Here is a 25,277-nt window from a genome sequence, read left to right as displayed (position 1 = left end):
AAAGCGTTTTGAAAAAACGCACATCGGAAGCCTATGCTTCGGTGCTCCAAACCTGTCTTTTTGAACCCTCCCTTATAGCGACAATATATGCCGCCGCACAAAGGTCGGTTACTGGGCTCCTACGGAAGGAACCCCAAGTCAAGGCGCATCGGCGCAAGGGCCGGGGTTCCGTCAACTATGTATTTGGCTGGTGCCGTTTTCCGGGTAAGGCGTTTCAAGCGCCAACGAGGCACCCGCCTCACTTTTCAAGATCATGAATAATATGGTAACCCCGGGCAGCAAAAGCCCTCTGATCCTGATCCCGCAAAGCACTCCGGACACGGCCGCGGGACGGTACGCACAATATATTGAAGCTGCTTCGTTACAGGGTGACCCAGCCAAACTTAATCGCATTAATAACCGCTTGGGTGCGATCGTCCACGTCCATTTTTTGCAAAATGCTGCTGACATGGTTCTTCACCGTCTTCTCACTTATGAACAAGTGCTCGCCAATCATCTTGTTGCTGCGGCCTTCCGCCATCAAACGAAGCACCTCAGCTTCCCGACGGGTCAGCGGATTGTCGTCGCCGGCTACGAATTTCACGCCCGCTTCGCGGATCGCGGTATCTTCCGCAATCGCTCCGGTCTCGCTCAGGTATTCCATCCGGCGAAGCTGTTGAATCAATTTGCCCGTTACCTTCGGATGAATGAACGCATTGCCCTCCGCTACCGTCCGAATCGCATTGATCAGGGATTCCGCCTCCATGTCCTTCAGCAGGTAACCCGTAGCGCCTTTGCGCAGCGTTTCAAACACGTAACTTTCATCATCATGGATCGATAAAATAATGACCTTCACATCGGGCAGCGCCTCGCGCAGCTCGGCTGTAGCATCCACGCCATTGAGCAGTGGCATGTTAATATCCATCAGAACGATTTCCGGATGAAGCTGCAAGCAGCTCTCCAGCACCTGGGTGCCGTCCCCGCATTCGCCAACGACCTCGATATCTTCCTCCATATTCAAAATCCGCTTCAGACCCTCACGAAATAACTGATGATCATCTGCCAAGAGAACTTTAATCACTTGTCTGGTTCCGCTAGTAAGACTATCCATCCTGGTACTCCTTTCTCTTATCTGAGTTGGTTGGGATATGAATGATGATTTTCGTGCCCAAGTTGGCGGCCGATTCGATTTCCATCCGGCCTTCGAGCAGTTCCACTCTCTCCCGCATGCCGATTAAACCAAAGTGCGTATGCTCTTTCGTCTTCTGTTCCAATTGCTCCACCTTGAAGCCCAGCCCGTTGTCCGTCACCACGATGCGGATCATTTGCGCCTGGTACGTAATTTCGACGCCAACATAGGTCGGAAAAGCATGCTTCGCCGCATTCGTTAACGCTTCTTGGACCAGCCGGAAAACCGCCGCCTCCATTGGAGAGGACATCCGGTGCTCCTTGCCCCGGGTTTCGAAGGTTGCCCTAATTTTCGTCTTTTCTTCATAATCATGCACATACTTGCGCAGCGTCGGTATCAATCCGAGATCATCCAAAGCCATTGGTCGCAGGTTAAAAATCACCTTACGCATCTCTTCCAGACTCGAGCGAACTTGCGCTTTCAAATCTACTATTTCGTCCTGCACTAGCTTAAATTCCTGCTTAGCAAGCATTCTTTCTACAATTTCCGTCCTAAGCACTAGATTCGCCAGAAGCTGGGCAGGACCGTCATGAATCTCCCGGGAAATGCGCTTTCGCTCTTCTTCCTGGGCCAAAATAATCTTCAATCCGATCAACTGACGATTCTTCGCCGATTCCAAAATCCGGGTCACTTGTCCTAGTTCGCCAGAAAAATACTCCAGCACGACGCTCATCTGCGAACTGATCGTTTCGGCACGCTCCACCGATTTCTCCACATTGCGCGCTCGCTTCTGCAGCTCGTCGCGGCGGGCCTTCAGATACATCTCCTTCTCGCGGTAGATGAGCAGGTCTAGCTGGAGTTGGGTTGCCTTTTCATAGGCTTGCTTGATGTCCTCTTCATTGTAACGCACGAAGTCCCGGCTGACTTCCGTCAGCCGGATGCGAGATTTCCGGTAGTTCACCTCGAGCTGGTCGACCTTCTCTACCGTTTCCGCTGTTTCCTTCATGACATTCTGCAGCTCGTTGCTCAGCGTTTTGAGCTCATTACGGGCCGAATCAAGTATCTCAAGGATCTGCAGCTTGCTGCTTTCTAACACATTTACGGCATTATGAATAACGCGATCTATGGCATCCGCTTGAAAATCCACGCAATCCTTCTCCGTTCCTTAGTCCGAATAGTCCCAGACTAATCATATCATGATTCGAGGGTAATGGATTTGGTTTTCTTCTCCCAATTTACGCCAATTCCAAGCTGTTCGGAGACCAAACGTAATGGGACCAAAGTCCTTCCGTTAACGATAATCGGAGAAACCTCAGCTTTGGAAGACACCCCATTAAGCAAAAATGCTTTCTGTCCGACGGTCAACTCCAGAATCGTGGCTCCGCGAGTCACGGTGATTTTCTTGGCCGCGCCGTTCCAAGCCGCGCTCCCGCCAAACACATCCAGCACGTACTTGATCGGCACGTACGTCGTGTTGTCTTTGAGCAGCGGTGCAACCTCTAGATCTTGCTTCTTCCCGTTCACCGTCATCGACTTCTGACCAAGAACCATCACGGCTGTTGCGCTCGGGAAGTCGGAGTTGCCGCCGCCGGCCGCAGGAGCCGTGAACCGTACGTTGTCAAAAGATACACTTCCCGTCAGCGCACGTTCATCCTGCCCTTCCTCCACGTTGACGACATACAGCCGCTTCAACTTGGCCGGGAACTTGATGTTGCTTGCCGTCAGATCGGCGGTGAGCGTCTTCCAACCGGTGAAGTCCATCGGACGAGCCAAGTCGATGTAAACCGGCTTGCCATCGGCATCGGACAACTCCGCCCGTACCCAGTTCAGGCTGGCATCTCCCAACACGTCGACCGTCAGGGTTGTCGCGTTGTCCGGAATCGCTTTGCCGCTTGTGCCGTTGATTTGAGCGTAAGCAAATTTACTGCCGCTGCCGCCCGTCAGGTCGTAATCGAGCTTCAGCACTTTGGAATTCGCGCGCTCACCATCCCCTTGCACAATGGATACTGTTCCCGTTGCTTCAGCCGGCAGGCCGGTGAAGGAGATCGGGTAAGCGATGTTTTCGAAGCTTTCCCAGATCGTTTCCGTCGAAGCCGACAGAACGACCGGAGTTCCGGTAAAGCCGTCATAGGATGGCGTCGCATACGCGAACTTCGCGCCGTTGTTGACGGACTGCACGGTCAACACGCCGCCTTGCACGCTGGCTTTCATCCCGCTGAACGCCCATTTCACTGATTCCGCCGGAACGTCCACGGTGCGTCCGTCTTTGAGCTTCGCGGTCACGGCCACCGTGACACTGGTACCCGCTTGCAGCGGCGCGAACGTCGTTCCCGCCGTTAGGCTCTCCAGATCGGTTCCCCCCAGCACCTTCACGTCCATGCTAGTTTTCGCTTGACCGCTGGATGCTGTGATTTTGGTACTCCCTGCTTTCACGCCTTTAAAGCCGCCCTCGGTCCAAACCAAATTCCCGTTGCTGGCTTGCCAGGAGGCTTGAAGGCCGCTCGTATCGATCGGGTTGTAGTACGTATCGTATCCCTTCAAAGCGTAAGGTACGGTTTGGCCGATGAACAGCGTCGAAGCGCCGCTGACTTTGAGGCCGAGCAGCGTACCCTGCGGAGCGTTCGTAAATACGCCAAGTCCGTTGGCGACCGCGCGTTGCCCCGCCGATCCGTTCGACGTCGTAAACGTCAGCTGCGCCGACGTTTCCGCCAACGGACGCGTGACCATCGTCGTGGAGCCGCCGCCGTCCAGGTTCATCCCTTTCCAGACGCCGATCCCCGTCATGAAGCCCTGTAGCTCCTTCAGGGTGAGGCCGGTGCTGTTGCTGTTTTTCTCCGCGGTAATGATATAGGCGGTTTTCCCGTCCTTGGAATAACCCACCGCCGTCCGTGCGACGGCGCTGCCGCCGCTAATAGATGTAATCGAACGGGTAAACGCCGATGCCTGACCTTGGTCGACCAGCAGGGTGTGTCCGCCGATCATCATTTTCAAGTCTGCCGGATTCACCGTTTGCCCGTCCGTTAAGGAGCGCAGCTCATAGGTCGCATCAACGCGCTGACCCACCTGCAGGTGCGTAGCCACATAATCGGCCGCCGTACCATGCGCACGCAAAATAAACCCATCCGCCGGCACCGGTCCCGGAATGGCCGCTTTGATGGAGATCTGCGTAACCACGCCGCCTTGCACCAGAACCTCGGTTGGCGTTGTCGCACTGGCAGCCGGTCGTTCCTCCGCTTTCCACGCGCTGGTATAAATGAACATATTATTGACATGGCTGTAGGCTTTGTCCGGTTCTGTCATATAGGATTCCTGGTTGATCCCGGTGAGCGAGAACGTCGAGCCGTCCTCAGCGAATACCGTGCCATTGAAGCCAAAACGGTCGATCATCGGAGTCCCGTCATTCCGCACGGCAAAAGCATACATCCCCTGCAGCTGCGCCGGGCTGGTAACCACAGTTCCTTTCGTGACGGCCGCCCCCATCGGGACGCCCTGGCCGGCGGTCGCAAAGAAATCGCCGTTGACGCCGGCGACAGCGCCCGTTTCTTTGGCCATGCCTTCCACGCTTTGTCTTGTCGTTACTTGTCCCCCTTTGCCAGTCATCACGTCCAATTGGACGTAAGGGTTCGCCAAATCCACCTCGATCACATCGGCCAGCACTTTCACTGGCTTGCCCGACCGAGTCACCGTGTACTCGTATTTCACGAGCTTGGCTCCGGACGTGATCATCTCTTCCCCAAGCTTAACGGTTTGGCTTGCTGCCGCTTCTGCGGTTAAAGCCGGGCCTGCAATCGGCCCAACGCCAATCACAGGCTGAATCCATATCAAACCCGCCAGCGTGACGAGGGCGATTCTTTTGCCGCTCTTTGCCACCAGGTGGGCCAATTTCGTGTTTTGACGCACGACCACATTCACATCGGTATCGGCTTGATTTCTTCCGGTTTCCTCTCTTCTGACTACCATTTTGTTAGACAACTCTCCCATCTTTAAATACCTCTTTAACATGCTTCTATTATTAGGAACCTCTTATTAATAGACTACTTTTAGCCGGAAAAGTTACGAAAAATAGCAATTTTGTTGAAGGAATGTATCCATTCGTTGAATTCCGGAAGGTCCTCGTTGTGGATAATGTGGAATCTGGGGATAAAAGCTGTGGAAAACAGGGATAACTTTTTTCATTTCTCTCAATCGGAGACGTCATGCATTGTGGATAATGTGAATTTCGTGGATAACTTGTGTGCAAAAAAAATCCCGACACCAGGTTTCGCACCCCAGTGCCGGGAAAAGTTGTGGATTAAATGTAGTTCAGTTTATCCAATACACGCTTCAGCATGACCGCAGCCTGTGCGCGCGTCGCATTGCCTTGCGGCTGGAACGTATTCGTCGTCACGCCTTGGATGATACCTTCCTTCACAGCTTTGGCCACCGTGTCCTTGGATTGGATCTTCGCCGCGTCCTTGAACTTCGTTAACGTCGCCGTACTTGCACCGTTCATCGACGTATCGTACCCGGCGTATTCCATCGCCCGCACCATCATGAGCGCCATCTGCTCCCGCGTGATGTTGCTATTCGGCTTAAACGTGCCATCGGCGTTCCCGTTAATGATCCCGGCCTTCGCCGCCGCTCCAATGAATGCCGCCGTCGTTCCGGACGACACGTCCGGGAAGCGGCGGGCATTCGCCTCATCCCCGGCTAAGCCGAGCCCCTTCGCGATAAACACCGCGAATTCCGCGCGAGTGATACTCTTGTCGGGTTCGAAGTTGGAGCCGGCATTGGATCTCGGTTCGACGATGAGCTTGTTGGACAACTCGATAATATCGTTCTTGGCCCAATGACGAGTAGTATCTCCATAGTTACTGTAACCGATAGCTAGTCCAACCAGGCTATTCCCCTTAGTAGTACCATCAAATAACAAGGATGTCCCACTACTAGTTGCAGTTGAAGGGAGGTGCAATGCTGTATTCGTCCCCAAGTCATAGTTAATCATCGAAGCCTGGCTTGCAATGGAGGCCTGACCTGTTAATCTCAAATGGATGCGGCCCTCAGGTTCGATACCCACAGAATTTATTGACGATGAACCGGAAAAGACAGATACATCGATTTGTATCGGATCTATAAGCTGCGTTAATGTAACTTTACCCGATGAAACTTTGAACAATTGATTTCTCAAGACTGGCTCGAGTTGGATCATTAAATTGACGTTGTTCGGCGAGTTGACTCTCAAAGATTGAGCTATTTCAGAGAAGGGAATTTTCTCTACAGGGAGTTCATATAATGTATTTCCATATCGAACGCCAAAAGAACCGGTTTTACCGCTATTGTAGAACTCCATAAGTCCACCCATTGGAATGACCACCTGAGCTGCCTTCTCTGTCGAAGGAACTTCAAAAACAGCTAACCGGTTGTTTATATAGCTGTTTCCGAAGTATTTTAACGTATCCGCAACTTTGGAACTGTCCAGGTTGTATTGCTTAACGACTTGCCCTTGTTTAGATTTTCCGCCAGTTATCGTAGCAGTAGTTGATCCCATGACATACCCGTTTATGCCATATTCAGTCGCATTTAAGGTAGTTAGAAAACTTGGCGCATCAACATTGGTGTTTGAACCAGATGTTGTACCCGTTAAATTTTGTAATGGCATCTCACTGAAATTCTTAATACGAGTACCAGTTTGATTTAATAGTGGAGATGCACCAGCCATGTAAGACAGCTTAACGGTCTGGCCCCCTGAAACTACCGAATTCAGCTTGATTGTTAACGTATCTCCACTGATCGAAGCACTTTGGATTTCTTGGACTTTTTGATCAACGGTGACAAAAAACTCACTGGTTGGCAGATTGCTTACGTTCGTTAATGTTTCAGTGAATGTGACCGTAATGGTATCTCCGCGTACGATACCCGAACGGATCCCTTCTGTAATGAGGCTATAGGTGACAGGTTGCCTGTCGATGTACCCTGCTAAATTACCATTCAAATCAGCGGTACCGCCAACACCCGAAACGTAAGACAAAGTTACATTTTGTGTCTGTGTGAACGAGGAAGCTAAAGTTAGAAGTACTTGGTTTCCTACTACTTCAACGTTAGTCACGTAAACAGGCAAATTATTGACCAGGACGGAAAATTGACTTTTTAATGGAATGTTTGTTGTTCTTAACGCTTCGTTATAGGTCAGTACGATCTTGTTCCCAGAACCTTCGACACTAGTAAATTCAGGTGATTTATTATCGCTGTAATTCCGGACGAAATAATCATTAAATGCAGAGATATTCTGTCCGCGAGTATCCTGTAATGGGTAAGAGCCCGGTGAATAGGATACTTTAATAACCTCCCCGTTGGACACGGAGCTGGACAAATATAACGTAACGGTAGATCCACTCTGCGAGATACTGTTAATTCCTTTGGAATACCCATCTGCCGTCACTGTGAATTGTTGGTAAGCATAACTGGAGACGGATTTCAACGACTCTGAAAAATACAAGGTCAAAGTACTCCCAGACACGTAACCATCTCTTGGCTTAGGAAGAACTGAATCAATGCCGTTCGTTACGTCCTTACTGGTGAAGGATACCACTGAGTTGCCCGCCACGTCCCGAATCGGCCTAAGGCTGTTTCCACTGTACGAAATAGTCACCTTTTGTCCCACAGCTACGCCAGTTTCTAAGGTAACATAGGCACTTTCTCCTGATGTATATACACTACTTAATCGACGAGCCTCTCCATTAACTGTAACGGTAAAGCTTGAGGTAAGCAAGCTGATTGAGGAGTCTAGTGTCTCGTTATACATCAAGCGAATCACTGAATTACTATACATCGTGGCACTCTGCAAAACGGGGGCGGTTTTGTCTAACGTTAGAGTTTGGAATGTCCAACTCGAGGTACCACTTAAGCCTGAATAATATGCCCCAGTCAGCAAATCTGTTATCGCGTTGTTAGTTATTTCGACATAATAAGTTGAATTATCCTGTAGGCTATTCTTCGGATCAATGATTAACTGATTAGGATTAGTTAATGAAACATAGACATCTGCCTCGATTGGACTGGATGTTCCTTGTTTATATAACCTGACCCCACTCATATTGTTTAGTCTGATATTTCTGTTAAATGTCACCACGGGAGTAACAGTGACCGCATTGTTGGCACTTCGATCCGTAGGGTAGAAACTAGGAACAAGTGTCGTTGATGCAGAATTGCCTGTCGTAAAGGACCAGTTTTTTTCTTCAGTTACTTTGTGATCACTATCCTCAAATACACCAGCCGGTACTTTCACCGCATACCCTGTATTGTAGGATAGAGATGGTAGAACAAGGGATACTTTATTCGTTCCCCCGCCGCTAACCTCAGCAGAGGTCACATCGTATTCCTTGACGAGCGTTCCAGTAGAACTAAGCTCCAACCGGATCTTTCCTGCTATCGGATATACGGGTCGTGAGAAGTTAAGCTGAATGCTGCCAGTAGGAGCGACTCCCGTAGCGCCTGCAGCAGGTACCGTCGGCGCTGTCGCGTCCCATTTCACGTCAGGCCCCTGTACATTGAAGTACCACTTCGAAGCCAAGCTGATCCCCTCAAAAGTATGATCGTCGGCATCCTTAAATGTTCCAGGGTCCATCAGTACATAATAGCGTTCTCCCCGCATCAAGTTATTTGTTACAAAAGAAGCAGTTTTGTCATTGTTGCTAAGAACGACTTCTGGCTGTCCCACGGCTAATGTTGTAACCGATTGGTTCGTCGAAGCTCGCTTGACATAAATATTTCCAGTTCCTTTTATGACTTGTTTATCAAAAGTAACGCTTAATGTAGTGGAGGTGGAGGAACCACTAATAGTACTTCCTGCAGCAGGAAGCAGAGAATCCGTAGCAGTATCGATCTTAGGATTCGTACTGCCGATTTGAGATATCGTCGTGAAACCTAAATTTATAGTCTCTGATTTCATAGATGAATCATTAGCATCGACAAATATATCGGCCTCACCCGTGATTTGGTACTTGGTATTAAGTTGTAGACCCCCAAGCGGTAAGTCGATATCATAACGGTTGATTGTAAAATCCTGTGCTGTGATATTCTTTGTCACAATGACATCTGCTGAATCTGTAGAGTTCTCTTTCTTGACAATAATTGTTCCTCCTGCCAGTTTCACTTCCCTACCAAATTCCAACTGAATCTGGCTAGTATCAACTGATATGCCCTTCGCTCCGTTAAGTGGTTGCTTTAAACTCACTTGAAATGTTCCTGCGGCCTCTACACCAGTCATCCCATACAACAAATTGATGATTAAAGCCATTACAATTCCTAACGAAAGTCTTCTTCCTATGCTAGTTCGCTTCATGTTGGTCATCTTCCCCTTTCTTGCAATAAGAGAGCTATGTATATGAATGTAGCCGCTAGGCCTTCATGCGCCCATACCTATATCTATTAACGGCAAAATAGGTCCCCAAGTTTAGCCACAATTTTACGTAATCTGAGGCAAACAAAAACGGGTATCTGTCTACTAGGAGATAGATACCCGTTGGTTAATTTGATTAATTACAACCCCGCTTGCGCCTTCAACGCCCCTGCCTTGTCCACTCTTTCCCAAGGAAGGTCGATGTCCGTACGTCCAAAATGTCCGTAAGCAGCGGTTTGCTGATAAATTGGTCTGCGTAAATCCAACATACGAATGATCCCCGCCGGGCGAAGGTCGAAGTTCTCGCGAACGAGTTCCACCAGCTTCTCTTCCGATACTTTACCGGTTCCATACGTATCCACGTTGATGGAAACTGGATTCGCTACCCCAATGGCGTACGCCAGCTGGATTTCCACCTTGTCGGCCAATCCGGCAGCAACCAGGTTCTTCGCTACATAACGAGCGGCATAAGCTGCGGAACGGTCCACCTTTGTCGGATCCTTACCCGAGAAGGCACCCCCGCCATGACGGGCGTAACCACCATACGTATCGACGATGATTTTACGTCCAGTCAAACCGGCATCCCCCTGAGGCCCGCCAATCACGAACCGACCCGTTGGGTTAATAAAATATTTCGTATCCCCGTCCAACAACTCGGCCGGAACAACGGGAAGGATCACTTGTTCCTTAATATCTTTTTGGATTTGCTCCAAACTGATCTCTTCGGCATGCTGCGTGGATACGACGATCGTGTCCACTCGATTTGGCTTGCCGTCAACATATTCAATCGTCACCTGCGTTTTGCCATCGGGACGAAGATACTCCAGCGTTCCGTCCTTGCGCACTTCAGACAAACGGCGTGCGATCCGGTGGGAAAGAGCTATCGGAAGCGGCATCAGTTCCGGCGTTTCATTCGTTGCAAACCCGAACATCAAGCCTTGGTCGCCGGCCCCGATATTTTCGGTTTCCTTATCGACCTGAGCCGGATCCCGATGCTCCAGAGCGGCATTCACGCCTTGCGCGATGTCAGATGACTGCTCGTTTAACGAAGTAAGTACCGCGCAGGTATTGAAATCAAAACCATATTTAGCACGCGTATAACCGATCTCCTTGACCGTCTTGCGCACGATGGCTGGAATATCGACATACTCGGATTTCGTACTGATCTCCCCGATCACGAGCACCAAGCCCGTGGCTACTGATACTTCACAAGCAACGCGAGCATAAGGGTCATTCGTCAAAAAAGCATCAAGCACCGCATCCGAAATTTGGTCGCAAATTTTATCCGGGTGCCCTTCGGTTACGGATTCGGAAGTAAACAGGTGTCGCCCTTGTACGGACATAATTTCAACCTCCCATGGATAGTATGGCTGCAGCCTGTCTATCCAATACAATATAAAGCCCAAGCAAAAAATGAACCTTTCCCAAATCGGAAAAGGTTGGATTAGCATCCTCAAAGGAAATAGTATCGCATTTGCCAAGTCATGTCAAAATAATTCATGGCTTTTGTGGAATAATTTATAATGGTTGTTCAAAAAGTCATCTTATCATGACGAAGCAGAGCACTTGAAGTAAATTCGACGTCGAATCTTGAATTCAGCCGGGCCTTGCGTTGCTCACGTAGATCTGTCTACGCTCCGCTACTCAGTCCCTAACTTCATCCAACCTTCTCGGTCCTGATAACCTGTCTTTTTGAACTTTTCACTTATAGAATAAAGTTCCGTTCGGCATGAGCGATCAAGCGTTTAGTGATTTCTCCGCCAACGGAGCCGTTTTCACGGGATGTCAGATGTCCCCAGCTTCCGCCGCTGCTTTGCCCGCCACCTAAAGCGCCAAGCTCTCCAGCGAATTCCGTATCTGCTGCGCCTGTTGCCCCATATCCTACAGGCAACCCAAACTCAGCAGCGATTTCGTATTTCCATTGTTGTAACACCTGACGACTCTCCGGTACGATCTTCCGATTGCTTCTTGCCATGATTCCAGACACCTCCTGATAAGTTGGTTTCAAGAGGTAGTATGGCATCCCTCTTCCTTCGCTACGCTCAGGAATGTTTGTCTCCTCTGCCCAATCATGCCAATCCACAAGCTGACTATTTAATTTGATATCCGCCCCGCACCATGACCGTTAGATTGTGGGTATCCCCATCCTGTACTTGAATCCCCCGGCCCTCTCTAGGAAAAGACAACAAATGGTTGTTCGCCACAGCTCCTCCATTCGTAATGTCCTTCCCATCTGTGAGATCCGCTACCCCGTTGGAGTCAGCGCTATAAATAACTGCTTTCCCGGAACGAACAATAAACTCCGACCCTGCAGCAGCAACAAGAATCTTGCCTGGTTTGACATCCACGATTTGAACTCCAGCCTCGCTAGAGCTGCCCCCAGAACCTCCAGTAGAAGGTGTGCTTGGCGCAGTCGAACTTCCCCCGCCACCAATCGCCTGTTGGATCGCCTGATCCACGTAGCTTTTGGTAACTACCGGATCATCCGCAGTACCTGGCGTCGTTCCCGCACCTTCCGCTTGCATACTCAGTAGCGAGCCTGCCCAAACACTACCGCCAACCAATACCACGGCCGTTACTACTTTCCAACCTGTCTTCATCATGTTCCTCCTCTATGACTCTGTTACAGTCTATGATAGAGGTTTTGGTAGAAAGGAACAAGCCCAAATCCGGAGGGGATTTGGGCTTGCTTCGGTCTAGTGGACTTCGCTTGTATCATAGTAGAAGTTTTGGCTACCCAGTTTCACTTTTTGACCTTGGAATAGATCGTAGACATTGAGAGTGTAATTTCCAATCTTTCTTCCCTCAAAGGCTAAATCAGAAAAACTAAAGCTGGCACTTCCACCACTTGTTACTTTTAGATCTGTTTCAGGTGTAAACTCTTTTTCGAATGTACGTCCGGTTGTATCGACTAATTCAAATAAATACTTATGCGAAAATTCACCAATCGCATAATCCATATTTCGGGTTTGATCATAATCAAAGGTTACATTAACGGAGCTCGACCCGTTCAAAGCCGCTTTCACATTTTTCACATTTAATGTATATGGGAATAATCCAAGACTGGTCAAACTACTATTAGCAGATGGAGGCGACATCGTTAGTGCAAATGCAGCAGCATTCACATATCCATTAGGTTCTCCTTTGAGTGGTGTCAGTTTATTATCAGTTATTCCTTCTCCTACAACGAGTTTCATATCAGTTGTAGATAAGGTCTTTGGAATTTTAGCCCATAGAGCAACGATACTTTTCTCTTCAGGTCCAGCCGAGGTATCAATTTGGCTAACGGTAGCTTTATAAGTCTGTCCAGTATCACTTTTAAATGCTCCAATGAACTGGGATAAATCAATTTGATGATCTTCCATATTTTTAACTTCGAGCTCTGCATATACTAAATTTGAGGACACACCCGTATATACAAATGAACGATTGATTTTTATTTCTTCCTGTCGACCTGATGTAGCTATATTGTATGACTTCCCTACCTCGATTGTTTCAATCTCAGGTAATCCGCCAGAATTCCCAAACTGTACCCAGGCTGAACTAACTGTATCGGACAATTTTTCTGATAATGTTACTTGAAGCTGGCTGAAATCTAGGTAACTAGGGATTTTGGTCACAACGTACAATTCAGATGACATGCCAGCACCAAGTAGACCAACACTTTGAGTTTGAATCAGTTTGGTATCACTGGTTAGTTTGGCGGAGTCTAACTTTAGCTCACCAATTAATGAAGGAAGCATAATTGTTTTAAACCCAGTATTCTGAACCGTTATCTTCGCAGATACAAGATCCCCATCACTCCATGGCAATCTTTGAATCGATGACAGAGTAAAGCTCAAAATTCCGTTCGACGTGGTTACATACTGTTTCTGGCCTATCATATTCTGTACAGGTTGCAACTCTGGAAGATCAAAAATGCCAACAGGATAGCTAAAGCTCTCCTTGGAATCTGTTGCAGCTGGTAAGTTCATAAACAATTGGGGTTTCTGATAGTTTACATTTTCAGGTATAGTTACTGATAAGTTAATTACTCTCTCTTCAAGGGGTTGTAATGTCAAATTATCCGCAATTTGAGAAGAGATCGGCAACCGGTAGCCATCAGCGGTTTGAACTTCAAAAGTATATTTGGGGATAGTTACCGTAGTACCGCTGGTATTTCTGAGCATCAATCTCATGGACAAATCGTGTTCATTAAAACTCTCAAGAACTGTAGCTCCTCTAACGCTTACTGCTATTTTTCCGCTTCCAAGTGGGACAAACTTCTCCACATTAGGTTCGACGGCCAGTGACTTATTCTGTACATCCGGAAGTTTCATAGTTGCTATTGGTAAACTTAGTTTTGTGGTTTCATCATCTTGAACTAGTTGTAGCTCTAGTTTCTCCAGTTTCATACTCTTGGGAACAGCAGCCATCAAGTTTAGTGTTTTATTATCTTGGGGTTGAATTTTATATTCGACGCTAGACGGGTCTGCAGACATTGGATAACTTGCTCCGTTGGCGGTTTTTATAACAAATTTCAATTTCGGGTCTTCAAAAATGTTATATCCGATGTTAGTTAAATTCAGGCCTATATTTACATAGTTATAATCCCCAGAAGAGTAAGCTGCAAATTGATTAACTAGAATCTTAACTGGAGTATTAAAGACTTTAAGTGTTTTCGATTGATTTTCTGGAGTAGAGGTCAAGTATGTAGCTGGTATTTTGAATTGTCCTTTTAGACTCTCATAGTTTGCCTGGCTAAAATCCCACTTAATTACTTGGAATATCAAATTACTAGGTTTTACGTTTTTTGCTACCTTAGCCACATAAGTTAAGGTTGTCGAAGAGCCCGCTGATAAAGTCTTTTTGCCTTTGTCCTTTGACATCAACGAGGTACTATAAATTGTGCCACTTGTTGTCTTCACCTTGGACCAGTAATCAAGTAAGTCCAAGGATTTGCTATCGCCATTTGTTATTGTCAAAGTATAAGTAAGTATACTTCCTTCATCTTGGGAAAGAATATTTATATCTGTTAGTTTAACCATGCTCTTTGCCGTAATTTTTACAGGAGCTAAATTAGCCAAAGTATGAACCACTGTTTTAGTCTGCTGTGTTGTTGTCTTGGATGTATTTAACTTTGTATTGCTACTACTAGCCGCCGTGACACCTTGAGCACTTGCCAGCAACATGGTCACTCCAAGTGCAGCAGCTGTAATCGGTAACTTTTTCAATTGATTTCCTCCCATGCAGAAAAGTTCTCTTACTTTATTAACGTATTGGAGGTACAAATGTTTCAAATTACATTATAAATTATGTACTTAACTTTGATACATTTCCGCGCTTAAAATGATTTAGCATATATTAACTATAGGCTGGATTTTATTATATATTAAGTATTATTAGGTTTATTTCCAACTGAAATTCCAGGATCATTAGTAGCTCTCATACTAATCCATAAACATAACTTACAACATACCAACTAAAACTAAAAAAGCAGGGATCCATATCGGATCCCTGCTTTCTTGATAAGAATTATTGCAAAGCAAGTGCTACGGAAGTATTACCAGCCAAATCAGTTACAGTTTGTGCTGGAATAGCAGAGGATACAACCGTGTTTGTTGCGTCCATTGTTCCGCCAAGAGTAACGGTCAATGTATTAGCCGAAGCACCAGTACCCCAAGCACTAGAAACCGTTGCAGTTCCGTTAACGACGTATGCTGCATCAACAGCTGCCTTAACGGTCGCTTTAGAAGCTGCACTCAGCTCTTCACTAAACACCAGCGTTTGAGTTCCTGTTGCAGTAAACGTACCAGCAGCAGACAACTTAGTTGTTACAGTAGCAGCCGTTTTATCAACTACAAAGTTAACAGTCGTCGTGTTACTAGCAGCATCAGTAGCAACCAGTACATAGGAACCATCAACTGTGATAGCTGTACCAGTAGCAAATGTTGCTGGCGCTCCTCCGTCCTTAGCCAAAGTAGCAGTTCCATCAAATGTTGGTGTTACATTTGCATTGTATACGCCCAAATTCGTAACGCCTGCAACTTCTGGACCTTTAGTATCGATACCGGATACGCCAGTAGCAAGAGTAGCAGTCTTAGCTTCAAAGGACACTTTGTTAGAGTTAGCAACCGAAACAGCAGCTTTGTCAAATACATACATCAAGCTGTCATTAGAAGCAACCTTAACATTAGTAAGTTCAGCAGCCTTTGTAATGGTGATTACGACGGTATTGTCAGCTGGAGCAGTCCCAATAGCCGCAGTGTAATCACTACCAGCAACAAGTTTATCATTGTTCAAACCATATGTTACTACGAAGCTCGAAGCCACTGCTTGTGCGTTAGCACCTGCAAATGCATCTTGCAATGGTTCGTCAAAAGTAAGTGTAATTTGGTTTTTAGCAGTAATTTGTACTGGGTTAGTAGCTACAAGAGATGGAGCAATTTTATCAACGATGGAAGCACTAAGTCCACCAGTGATGCTTGCACCCAAAAGATCTTTAGATGCTGGCGATGCAACAGTTGTTACAGCCACACCAGTATCTCCTGTAAATTTAGTATCAGAAGAAAGTTTAAGAGTTACTACACCCTTGCCGCCTACTGTTTGATAAGTAGCCGATTCAGGGGTGATTGTGCTGTTAATTCTAAAGTCGTTTCTGTCAACAAAAGCAAGAGGACGGTCAAATGTTACTTTAACTGTATCATTTGCAGTTGCGACTGGAGCATCATCTCCACCCAACAAAGCGGCAGCTGCCAAGGAAATACCCGCACCGGTTTTTTCCACCGTCAATCCGCTAATTTTGTTACCGTTCTTGTCAGCAACCAAGGTAACCTTAACACCTTTAACTTGAGAAGCAGCAGTAATCGTGTTAGCTCCATCGTACTTAGCATCAGCAGGAATACGAATGATTACACCTTTGTTGTCGTAGGTTGGAGCCAGGCTGCTCTCACTAGGAAGCAGGTACCAGTTGGAACCGATTTGAATCATGTAACGGTCACTCTTAACAATGGAGTACTCGCCATTCAAGGTCATTTCATTAGAGAATGGAACCATGATGCTAGTACCGTCAATGCTATTGTATTGAACAGATACAGTACCTACAGTTGGTGCTGTAACCAATGGTGCTTTGACAGTAAATGTTTGAGGGATCATTTTGTTGTTCAAAGCTGTAGCATCAACAACATTCTTAACTTCAACTGTGTAAGAGGTATCGTCTTTCAAGGAATTAGAAAGAGTAACGAGTACTGTGTTGTAGTCGGTAATGCTGTTAACCACTTTGTAAGCTGCAGCAGCACCAATAGCTACTACTTTGTTGTCAGAGTCTTTCACAGTAATATTCTCTGCATTGCTTCCAGTGAATTGACCCAGATCAACTTTCTTATTAAAGGACAATTCCAGTACTTTGTTGCCAGTCAAGTAGTTTCCAGCAGAATCCTTACCAAAGTCAAGATTCTTGATTTCCGGTCTAGTCACATCTACAGTAGCGTTGACTTTTGCATTCAAAGAAGCTACCGAGTTGCCCGACAAATCTTGAATTTTGTCTGTGTAAAGAGTAGTTTCACGCGCTGGAAGCTTATCAGAACCAGTAAACTCAACTACCCAAGTTGTAAATGTGCTGTCCGATGGGTAAACATTCGAAGCAGCGTGTTTGGCAGTTGTAGTGTCAGCCCAATAGAAATTGGCTTTATCAACAGAGTCTTTGTCAATCGCTTCATTGAATTTAATTGTTGCTGCATCCAATGTTGCCGAAACAATTTCAAAAGATGCTGGGGCAGTTTTATCTTCCACTACAGAGAACGCTTGATCCAAGTAGTTGATGATAGTCATTCCAGCGTAGTCTTTTACTCCAGTTACAGTCAACTTATTATCGCCACTGGACATTCTGCTGTAGAGTGTAATAGTTGCAGTTTTAAGATCAGACGACAATTTGATCTCGCCATTCACTACAAAACCATTCAACTTGTAGTTCACTCTGTTTTCAGCAGTTGTTTTATCAACTGGTTCACTGAAGTTAACAGAAATCACTTTGTTACCCAGTGCAGAAACACCTTTAACAGAAGGCACAGTTACATCAAGAGCTGTAAATTCAACAGTTTGGGATTTAACACCCGCAATGTTGCTTACAGTCAACTTATATGTCTTTTGATTCTCAAGTTTAGGTGCACTTTGAAGGTTGATAACAACAGACTTGCCATCTTCATTCAATTTAGCACTAGAGATAGCTGTGAGAGTATTGTCACCAAGTTTGTAGTTGGTGATTTTCTCAGCTTCTTCTTTAGTTACGCTGCCATCAAATGCTACAACGACTTCCTTAAGGTTGTCTGCAGTTACCTTTTCAACCTTAGTCGCTGCAGTTACTTCCCAAGTTACAGTGGTTTTAATTTCTTCACCAGCTGCAGTTTTGAAGGTAACTTCAGTTTCTTTGTTAGGCTCCAGCTCTTTTTCCAAAGTCACTTTTACTACTTCGTCGTTGGAGAGCGTGAACTCAATGTTCTTGCTGTCAACAACTTTGTAGGATTTAACTTTGGTAGCTTGAGTTGTTTCGTAGATAGCATAAGCTGCTACAACTGCTTGGGAGCGAGTAGCTTGAGCTTGGTAGTTGATACCTTCAGGAAGGAATCCTTTTTCCACAGCTGCGGCTACATAACCTTTAGCCCATGCGGATGCTGTGTTGTTAGCGTCAGCAGGAACTTCCAGTTTCAGAGCAGTTACCAGAACTTTAGCCAGTTCTTGAACTGTTACTGCACCGTTCGGATCGAACAGTTTCTTAGCTGCATCTTTACCATTGAGGATGCCAGCTTGTGTAGCAGCTTCAATGTAAGTGCGGCCCCAGTGGTTTGCATAGTTCTTATCGTTGTAAGAAGTAGCGTCAACTGGTTCCAAGCTCATGGAGTTAACGATGATTTTCGCAAGTTCAGCGCGAGTCAACGTTTTTTCCAAGTGGGACAGGCCGTCTGGGAAGCCAGATACGATACCTGCTTCTTTCAATGTGTTAAATTGTTGCTCTGGAGTCAGTTTGGCATCAGCACCGAATGCTACGGAAGCAAACATGGAGAATGCCATTGCTGTAGACAAAGCTACGGACAAAATTTTCTTCATAACCTTTTTTTCTCCTCCTTGATTAACTATCACATGAGAATTTTCTTTAAATGAATAGCTCGTGTTACTCATTAGCCATTGCACCCCCTTTCTAGAGCTTGAGCAAGTTTCCTATAAATTAGGTCTGCAGCAAAACTGCAGAAACTTGTAACCTCATTCATTTGATAGAATGTAGAAATAGACTAGTTTCCTAATCCTACCTAAACATTATACAATGGGTCCCTAGAGCCGTAAAGCTAATTTTTCTAATAGATAGACAAGTTTCCCTATGAGGAACACCTTGCCATGTCTAATTTGGTCGCCATTGTCAATGCTCTACATCTTAAACGCAGCAGGTTTCAAAAAGTTGCGGGGGTTTTAAAAAAAATTGCGAGATTGTAACTTTTTCTAAGATTCCCCTTAGTTACGCCTTTTTGACTCCCTTGCCGCCTGACGGAAATTAGTATATCATGCCGGAATATGTCAGTCATTAAGCAACTTTTCCCATTTTCACGCTATCTCCATTGTATGTTCGGACACGACAAATAAGACGTCCTAAATGGGACGCCTTATAGGTAATCTCGTACCAATAGGCTTCAGAATTTATCTTACTCTCATGGCCAATTGGATAATACGAGCCCGCATTTGCGGATCGGTATTCAATTTCTCATACATCTCATCAACAGCTTGCTTGTTGTCCTTGTATGTCTTCTCATGCTTCATGGTGTTATGAGACCACTCGATCAATTCGTTCTCCGCTTCACGCAGCTCGGTGAAAGCATCATGAAAGCCAGTTTCTATAACTAGTCCTTCCATGACCTCCTGGGTTACTTCTTGCAGCTTTGCAGTTTCTTCAATGCGCTTCTCTAAAACTTTGGATTTATCCTCAAATTTGCGCTTTGCTTTTGAATAACCCAACTGCGGTTTAGATAGGATCGGTTTCATCTGTTCAAGTTCACCCTTTTGCGTATTGTCTATTACTCTGCTTATTTTAACGTAAAGTGGGCGAAAACACAAAATGATGTAATTGGAAAAAAAAGAAGCGGCCAGAGATCATAAGTCTCCAACCGCCTGTACACCTTAAATTAGCCAAAGTTCTTAGGGAAGATACTAGTGCTCTTCTTAAGCAACTCCACCGCTATCTTTCCAGCTTCAGCCCGTGTCATTGGGCTATCCGGGTTAAAATTATAAGACGATTTCTTCTGTCCTGGAACCGTGACAGGATTACCGCTCATAATCTTGGCTTTGTATACAGCCTGAACTGCGGGACGAGCATAAATATCGATTTTCGAGGAGTCTAGGAATGTCTTTGCCAAGGTCGCCTCCAACTTACTATCGTTTATAGCTGTTTTCAATTTCAACGCCCTTGCAATCATGACTGCAGCCTGCTCGCGAGTCAAACTTTCATTAACACCGAAGTATCCATCCCCAAGACCAGTTACGATACCAGCTCTCGCTGCGGTTTCAATGTATTCATAGGACCAAGTGTTTGTCTTGGCACCTGGGCCAACTTCAAAGAATGTTTGATTGTCATCATAGTTCAGAGGAAGATTCAAGCCTTTGACCAATAACGTGGCAAATTCTCCTCGCTTGATCTCATCGTCTGTTCCAAACAGACCCGAACGAAGACCATTGTCTTTCATGATCCCCTTAGCGTATAAGCCATTAAGAATATCACGCGCCCATCTATGATCCGTAATATCCTTGAAACTGCTCTTCATCTTCATGACTTTGTAATAACCGAACTTGTCAAACGGCACTGTGATCGTGTGGTTTTTCGTATCCACTTCGCCGCCGATGTTCTCCCATTCACCCGTTTCCGTTAAACGGAATACGGTCAATGTAGTACCTGCGGCATCGACTACATTAGGGTTATATGCTAACGTTAGTTCTCCACGTGCGGAAGGAACAAGTCTCCGAGTTGGATCAATTAACATATAACTAACCGGGTCAGTGCTGTTCTTTGAAGGGAACGAATACCAGGAGGAATAAGGCGGCAAACCATTGGTTGCCGGCGAGTTCTCTAATTCGCCTATACCACCACTAATCCAATAGACATCCGATACTTTTGTGAAGTTATAATCTTCTGCAACGAACAAGGACACTTCGTAATCGGGTTTGCCAATTTCACGATAACCGCTATCTTCGCCGCTCAGTGGATCGAAGATCACATTCCCATAATCATTTCTTCTTTCCACTACACCATCCGAAGGATCCGCTATCCCAAACAACAGCTTATTATCTGGATAGAACTTTACAACTTCGTTTTTCGGCACTAACGCATTCTGCAATACGGTACCTTTAGGGAAGGTTAACTCAAGTTGTTTATTAAACACACTATATTTGTTGCTTACTTTCTCAGCCATGAATTGAGAGTCTATAGCAACGGTGCTTGCATAGTACACCCTAACATCAGTACTTGTCTTAATTCCATTACGGTCAATATTAATTTTAATTGTATTCCATGCATCCTTCTTTAAGCCGACGTAGTCGTAACTAAATCGGCTAATCGAATTCGCCTCCAAATCGGTGCGTTTGGTAGCAGTATCCTTACCGATCGTTACTGCGGTGGCCCCCTCAGCCTCGATATCAAATCGAACGAAGTTCTTATTCACTATGATCTGGCCACCTACCGTGGGCTGCGGAGCAATAATACGATACGCTGAAACCTCTCGTTGGACCTCCAGTTTTTGGCTAGTTCTGGATCCAGTTCGATTGATAAGATCCATATTGTAGATATGACTCATGGAAACCTGACTATCAAACTTAATGTCCCTGATTCTTAAAATAAAATTCTGCTGCGTACCTGCAAAATCGTAAACATAGCCTGTTTTGCCTTCACTGATCGGCTGTCCGACCTTATAGTTATTGGCTGATGTTGAACTTATGTCTGTAGCAAAGAAAAGTTCACTACCCAAATAAAGTTCTATTCGCTCAGCGCCACCACCATGCAGCACTAAATCGTAACTACTTCGACCCGTAATAAATCCGGTGTCAGTTGGTGTAAAGTCCGTTGCTTGTTGAAAAATCTTATCAATGTTATTGGAATCGATATCTTCGACAAAAGTTACCCGTTGTGCTGGATCAGATGGGGCTGCTACGGGAATAAATTTGTCGATGGTTGATTTATTCTTATCAACGATAAAGAAACGTAATGTTTCTGTCACGATGTTGGGATTGGTCCCTGAAGTTTTACCAGACAACACAATCGTATTTTGCCCGTAGTACAGAGGGCCCGTATTCGCAACATTGAATGTAAGGGAGAATTGACCGGTTGTTTGATTTAGCCAAGTGTCCTGATTATTAGGAAAACGTTCTGTACCATTAACAACAACTTGATTATAAAAACTAAATCCAGATGCAGTAGAATCACCAAACCCAGTGTATTCACCTGTTATGGTGATTGTACTAGTCGTTGTAGCAGCCGAATCAATTTCAATCGTCTGGCCGTTCAACAGATTATTGACACGGATACTACTTCTGGAAACAAAAGTAATATTGCCGTTGTAGTACGCATTAGAATCATCTAAATAAAAACGTACCTGCTGCGTACCACTTGCAAATCCTTCTATTTTATATAGTACTTGATTTGCTGTTACTCCAGCTGGTTGGGGATCAACAGCTGTAATATTCAAAGCATTGGTGCTAAGCGGTAAATACATACCATTCAATACATTGCTATCATCAATTGCTTCCGTACTTTCAACGAGGATGTAAAAGTCGGATGAGCTAACTTGAGGAATATTGTTCTGAGAGCCGCTGATCAATTTCTTGGTAGCCTTACTTACGTCCCCTCCAGTATAGTTCTCCAGCAGATGGATGCTTTTAATAACCTTCTGCCCCTCGAGATATTTGAATGAAGCTTTGTGACTACCCGTGTATTGTTTTGTCGGGTCAGCTCCATATTTTACAGTAACCTCAATATCCTGATCCTCAGTATTTGCAAATGTAAATTTCCCAGATGTATTAAATGTGACCAAGCGATAAGCAGGCGTTATTCCGTCAGCGCCTGGAATGACAATTTCCTCGGTGACTGTTGTGGCAAGGGAACTAGGAGTACCGCCATTAACTGACACGGTGATAGGGTTTGTAGCCACACCGCCTGATGCGTATGTTTCGCTTTTGTATGGAAGAAGGACCTGTCCAGACAATCCTGCCTCGTTTGGCGTCTTTGAAATGATTGGCTTCTGAGACAACAGATCGATATTCGAACCATCATGGTACAAATTCAACTCTACGAATGGTTGGTTCTCATCAAAAAAATAAATTAATCTTGTCGCCGTTATTTTACTTGTTTCGTTTTCTACTCCAATTTCCAAAGTGTTTAGACCAGATTTCAAAGTTAAGTAACTTGTAAAGAAGTCTCCATTATCGAGTATGGTCCCCCATTGAGACTCTTCTCCATTAACCTTTACACCGACTTTAGTGGCATTACTCAATGTACCACGAATCATGATTCGTTTTGTTGAGACGACTGCACGTGCGTCCTCATTGAGATTGACCCCCGTGCCTCCTGGCCAGTAAACTTGCGCATTAATTAATGTCGGAACCTTGTCAAACAAAATATAGAATGTATCTGTACGCTTGGTGCTCCCCTGAGTGCCAGAGAAGGTGACTTTATTATAACCAGGGAACAACTTCAAAGTTACAGAGAAGCGATTATTACCGTTATCCGTTAGCTTTGTGGAGGCCACATTTGTAGCATTCGGTACCCAACCGGTAGAAGTCGAATTCAACTGTTGAACTGTGACTTCCAGATTTGAACTCACGTCCTTGAAAGATCCATCGATAGGGAAATCCGCACTATTCGATATTTGTACATTCTCTCTGCTTAATTTTGTCTTGACATCAGTACTTTTAGGATCTAATGATACAGTGCTTTGTAACATAACATCATCGGGAATGAAATAACTTGGAGGAGCCCAGTTATCAGGTGCTGCGTGAGCCTTAGAGGCTGCGCCCACTGGTAACAAGCCAACCACAAGGGCAATCAGAGCGAGCCAAACGATCGGCTTCTTAAAGCGTTGCATGGATTAATCTCTCCTTTGTCGTGTAGTGTGTGTTGATGTCCCCGTCAAAGTTCGGCAGGGACTGCCCAAAAGCGTCACTTACATATGTTATCGGTCGAAAAGTGGAAGAATTTTAGGAAAACATGAAGAAGAATCCAATGAAAATCGCGGGACGCGAAAAAGACCTCGGCGATTCCGACGAGGGTTTGCTCATGGATATTCCTCTCCTGGCTTTGTAACGGACCCCAATGACCTTATTTGCACATTTCCCGGACATTTCCCGTTCTAACGGACTGTACGGGCCTTATTGGACCCTTACTTACGCAAATTCACCAAAGATGACCGGATTAAGGTCACCTCGGTCCGTTAGCATCCACGCAATAAGCTCATCCGTGCAAATAACGGCTCTGGTGTCCGTTACGTCAGCCCCCCTCGAAACGTGGCAGACATGCATACAAAAAAACAACCCCTACGGCTTTACTAAGCCAATCAGGGGTTGTCCACTCATCAAGTCAAGAAATGCATAATCGTCCTGCATTTAGGGATGCTATAATTTCGTACTGTTGCTTACTTGTTGCTGTTACTTCGTGCCGCGTTCAGCGCCGGCTTTCATGCGCATGCGGGCGAGGAAGTCGAGCACCGGGCGCTTGGTCTTGCCGATCAGGCCGATGACCTCGGCGCCGATTTGCAGGAAGAAGACCATGACGCAGATGACGACGAACGTCACCCAGTTGGCGTTGTACATCGCGGCCGACGATTGGATGACGGCCAGCACGCCAAAGAAGGCGGCGATGCCGTAAATGATCAGCACCGTCTGGCGGTGGCTGAATCCAAGCTCGCGCAGGCAATGGTGCAAGTGACCCTTGTCCGGCGAGAAGATCGGCTTCTTCTGCATCCAGCGGCGGACGATGGCGAACATCGTGTCCGAGAGCGGCACGCCGATCAGAATCAGCGGCGTCAGGAACGACACGATCGCGATCTGCTTAAAGCCGAGCAGCGACAACAGCGCTAAGCTGAAGCCCAAGAACAGGGCGCCCGAGTCGCCCATGAAGATTTTGGCCGGGTGGAAATTGAAGTACAAGAATCCGATAATGCTGCCCAGGAGCAACAAGCAGAGCAGCGCCACCATCACGTTACCCATCAGGAACGACATCACGGCGATCGTACCGATAGCAATAGCGGAAACCCCTGCTGCCAGTCCGTCCAAGCCGTCGATCAAGTTAATAGCGTTCGTCACGCCTACGATCCACAGGATGGTGAACGGAATCGCTACCCAGGTCTCCACGGCGGCATACGTGTGGAACGGAATATTAGCGAATTCAATACGTATATCGAACACGAACACGACCACGCAGGCCGTTGCGATTTGAATGACAAATTTAAGTTTGGCCGGTAAATCGAAGCGATCGTCGAAAGCTCCCAGCAGCACGGTGATCGTCCCACCGACCAGGAAAGCTTTGATGAAGTTCACTTCGCGTACCGAGAATACGTCCGGAAGGAACGGGAGAAGCAGAAAAAACGTGATGACAAAAGATAAGAAAATCCCTAAACCACCGAGTCTCGGCATAATTCGTGTATGCACTTTGCGCGCATTGGGTACGTCCACAGCACCGACCTTAATTGCAAACTTCTTAACGAGCGGCGTTAGGCCCAAAGCCAAGCCAAGTGAAACGATGAACCCGATGATATAAATCATCAACATTACATTTCGACCTCCAATTGT

12 protein-coding genes are annotated in these 25,277 nt (G+C 46.1%); all 12 read right to left on the bottom strand.

The features are described 5' to 3' along the window. Positions 1-361: 361 nt before the first annotated feature. The 12 genes from IM700_RS21985 to IM700_RS21930 all read right to left on the bottom strand — a co-directional run bounded on the left by IM700_RS21985 (position 362) and on the right by IM700_RS21930 (position 25,256). Positions 362-1,090, bottom strand: a complete 729-nt coding sequence (locus IM700_RS21985) for a response regulator (RefSeq protein WP_059041692.1) — start codon at positions 1,088-1,090, stop codon at positions 362-364. Then, entirely contained in the window at positions 1,083-2,255 is a 1,173-nt protein-coding gene (locus IM700_RS21980; protein WP_193417134.1) for a sensor histidine kinase, read from the bottom strand. Before IM700_RS21980 ends, IM700_RS21985 begins: the two co-directional genes overlap by 8 nt. 47 nt (positions 2,256-2,302) lie before the next feature. Then, a complete protein-coding gene (locus IM700_RS21975) occupies positions 2,303-5,089 on the bottom strand; it encodes a stalk domain-containing protein (protein ID WP_239484135.1) in 2,787 nt (928 codons plus the stop codon). A 310-nt stretch (positions 5,090-5,399) separates the two neighbouring features. Further along, a complete protein-coding gene (locus tag IM700_RS21970) occupies positions 5,400-9,428 on the bottom strand; it encodes an Ig-like domain-containing protein (protein WP_239484133.1) in 4,029 nt (1,342 codons plus the stop codon). A 197-nt stretch (positions 9,429-9,625) separates the two neighbouring features. Continuing rightward, positions 9,626-10,828 (bottom strand): methionine adenosyltransferase, encoded by a 1,203-nt coding sequence (gene metK / locus IM700_RS21965; protein ID WP_193417132.1) that lies wholly within the window; start codon positions 10,826-10,828, stop codon positions 9,626-9,628. Between the two features lie 362 nt (positions 10,829-11,190). Then, entirely contained in the window at positions 11,191-11,460 is a 270-nt protein-coding gene (locus IM700_RS21960; RefSeq protein ID WP_193417131.1) for an alpha/beta-type small acid-soluble spore protein, read from the bottom strand. A 115-nt stretch (positions 11,461-11,575) separates the two neighbouring features. Then, positions 11,576-12,085 (bottom strand): hypothetical protein, encoded by a 510-nt coding sequence (locus tag IM700_RS21955; RefSeq protein WP_193417130.1) that lies wholly within the window; start codon positions 12,083-12,085, stop codon positions 11,576-11,578. Positions 12,086-12,181: 96 nt separating this feature from the next. Continuing rightward, positions 12,182-14,698: a hypothetical protein gene (locus IM700_RS21950; protein ID WP_239484132.1), complete on the bottom strand. Its 2,517-nt coding sequence runs from the start codon at positions 14,696-14,698 to the stop codon at positions 12,182-12,184. 301 nt (positions 14,699-14,999) lie between these two features. Continuing rightward, positions 15,000-18,638, bottom strand: a complete 3,639-nt coding sequence (locus IM700_RS21945) for an S-layer homology domain-containing protein (protein ID WP_193417128.1) — start codon at positions 18,636-18,638, stop codon at positions 15,000-15,002. A gap of 510 nt (positions 18,639-19,148) precedes the next feature. Continuing rightward, on the bottom strand, positions 19,149-19,490 hold the full coding sequence (locus IM700_RS21940) for a hypothetical protein (RefSeq protein WP_193417127.1): 342 nt from the start codon (positions 19,488-19,490) through the stop codon (positions 19,149-19,151). 140 nt (positions 19,491-19,630) lie between these two features. Next, positions 19,631-23,575: an S-layer homology domain-containing protein gene (locus tag IM700_RS21935; RefSeq protein ID WP_193417126.1), complete on the bottom strand. Its 3,945-nt coding sequence runs from the start codon at positions 23,573-23,575 to the stop codon at positions 19,631-19,633. Between the two features lie 559 nt (positions 23,576-24,134). Next, the gene (locus IM700_RS21930) at positions 24,135-25,256 is read right to left on the bottom strand and encodes a glycosyltransferase family 4 protein (protein WP_193417125.1); all 1,122 of its coding nucleotides are present in this window, start codon (positions 25,254-25,256) and stop codon (positions 24,135-24,137) included. Positions 25,257-25,277: the final 21 nt, after the last annotated feature.

The organism is Paenibacillus rhizolycopersici, from assembly GCF_014947195.2.
Classification (GTDB): Bacteria; Bacillota; Bacilli; order Paenibacillales; family Paenibacillaceae; genus Fontibacillus; species Fontibacillus rhizolycopersici.
Note: the sequence above shows the minus strand (reverse complement) of the source record. Positions and strands in the feature narration are given on the sequence as shown.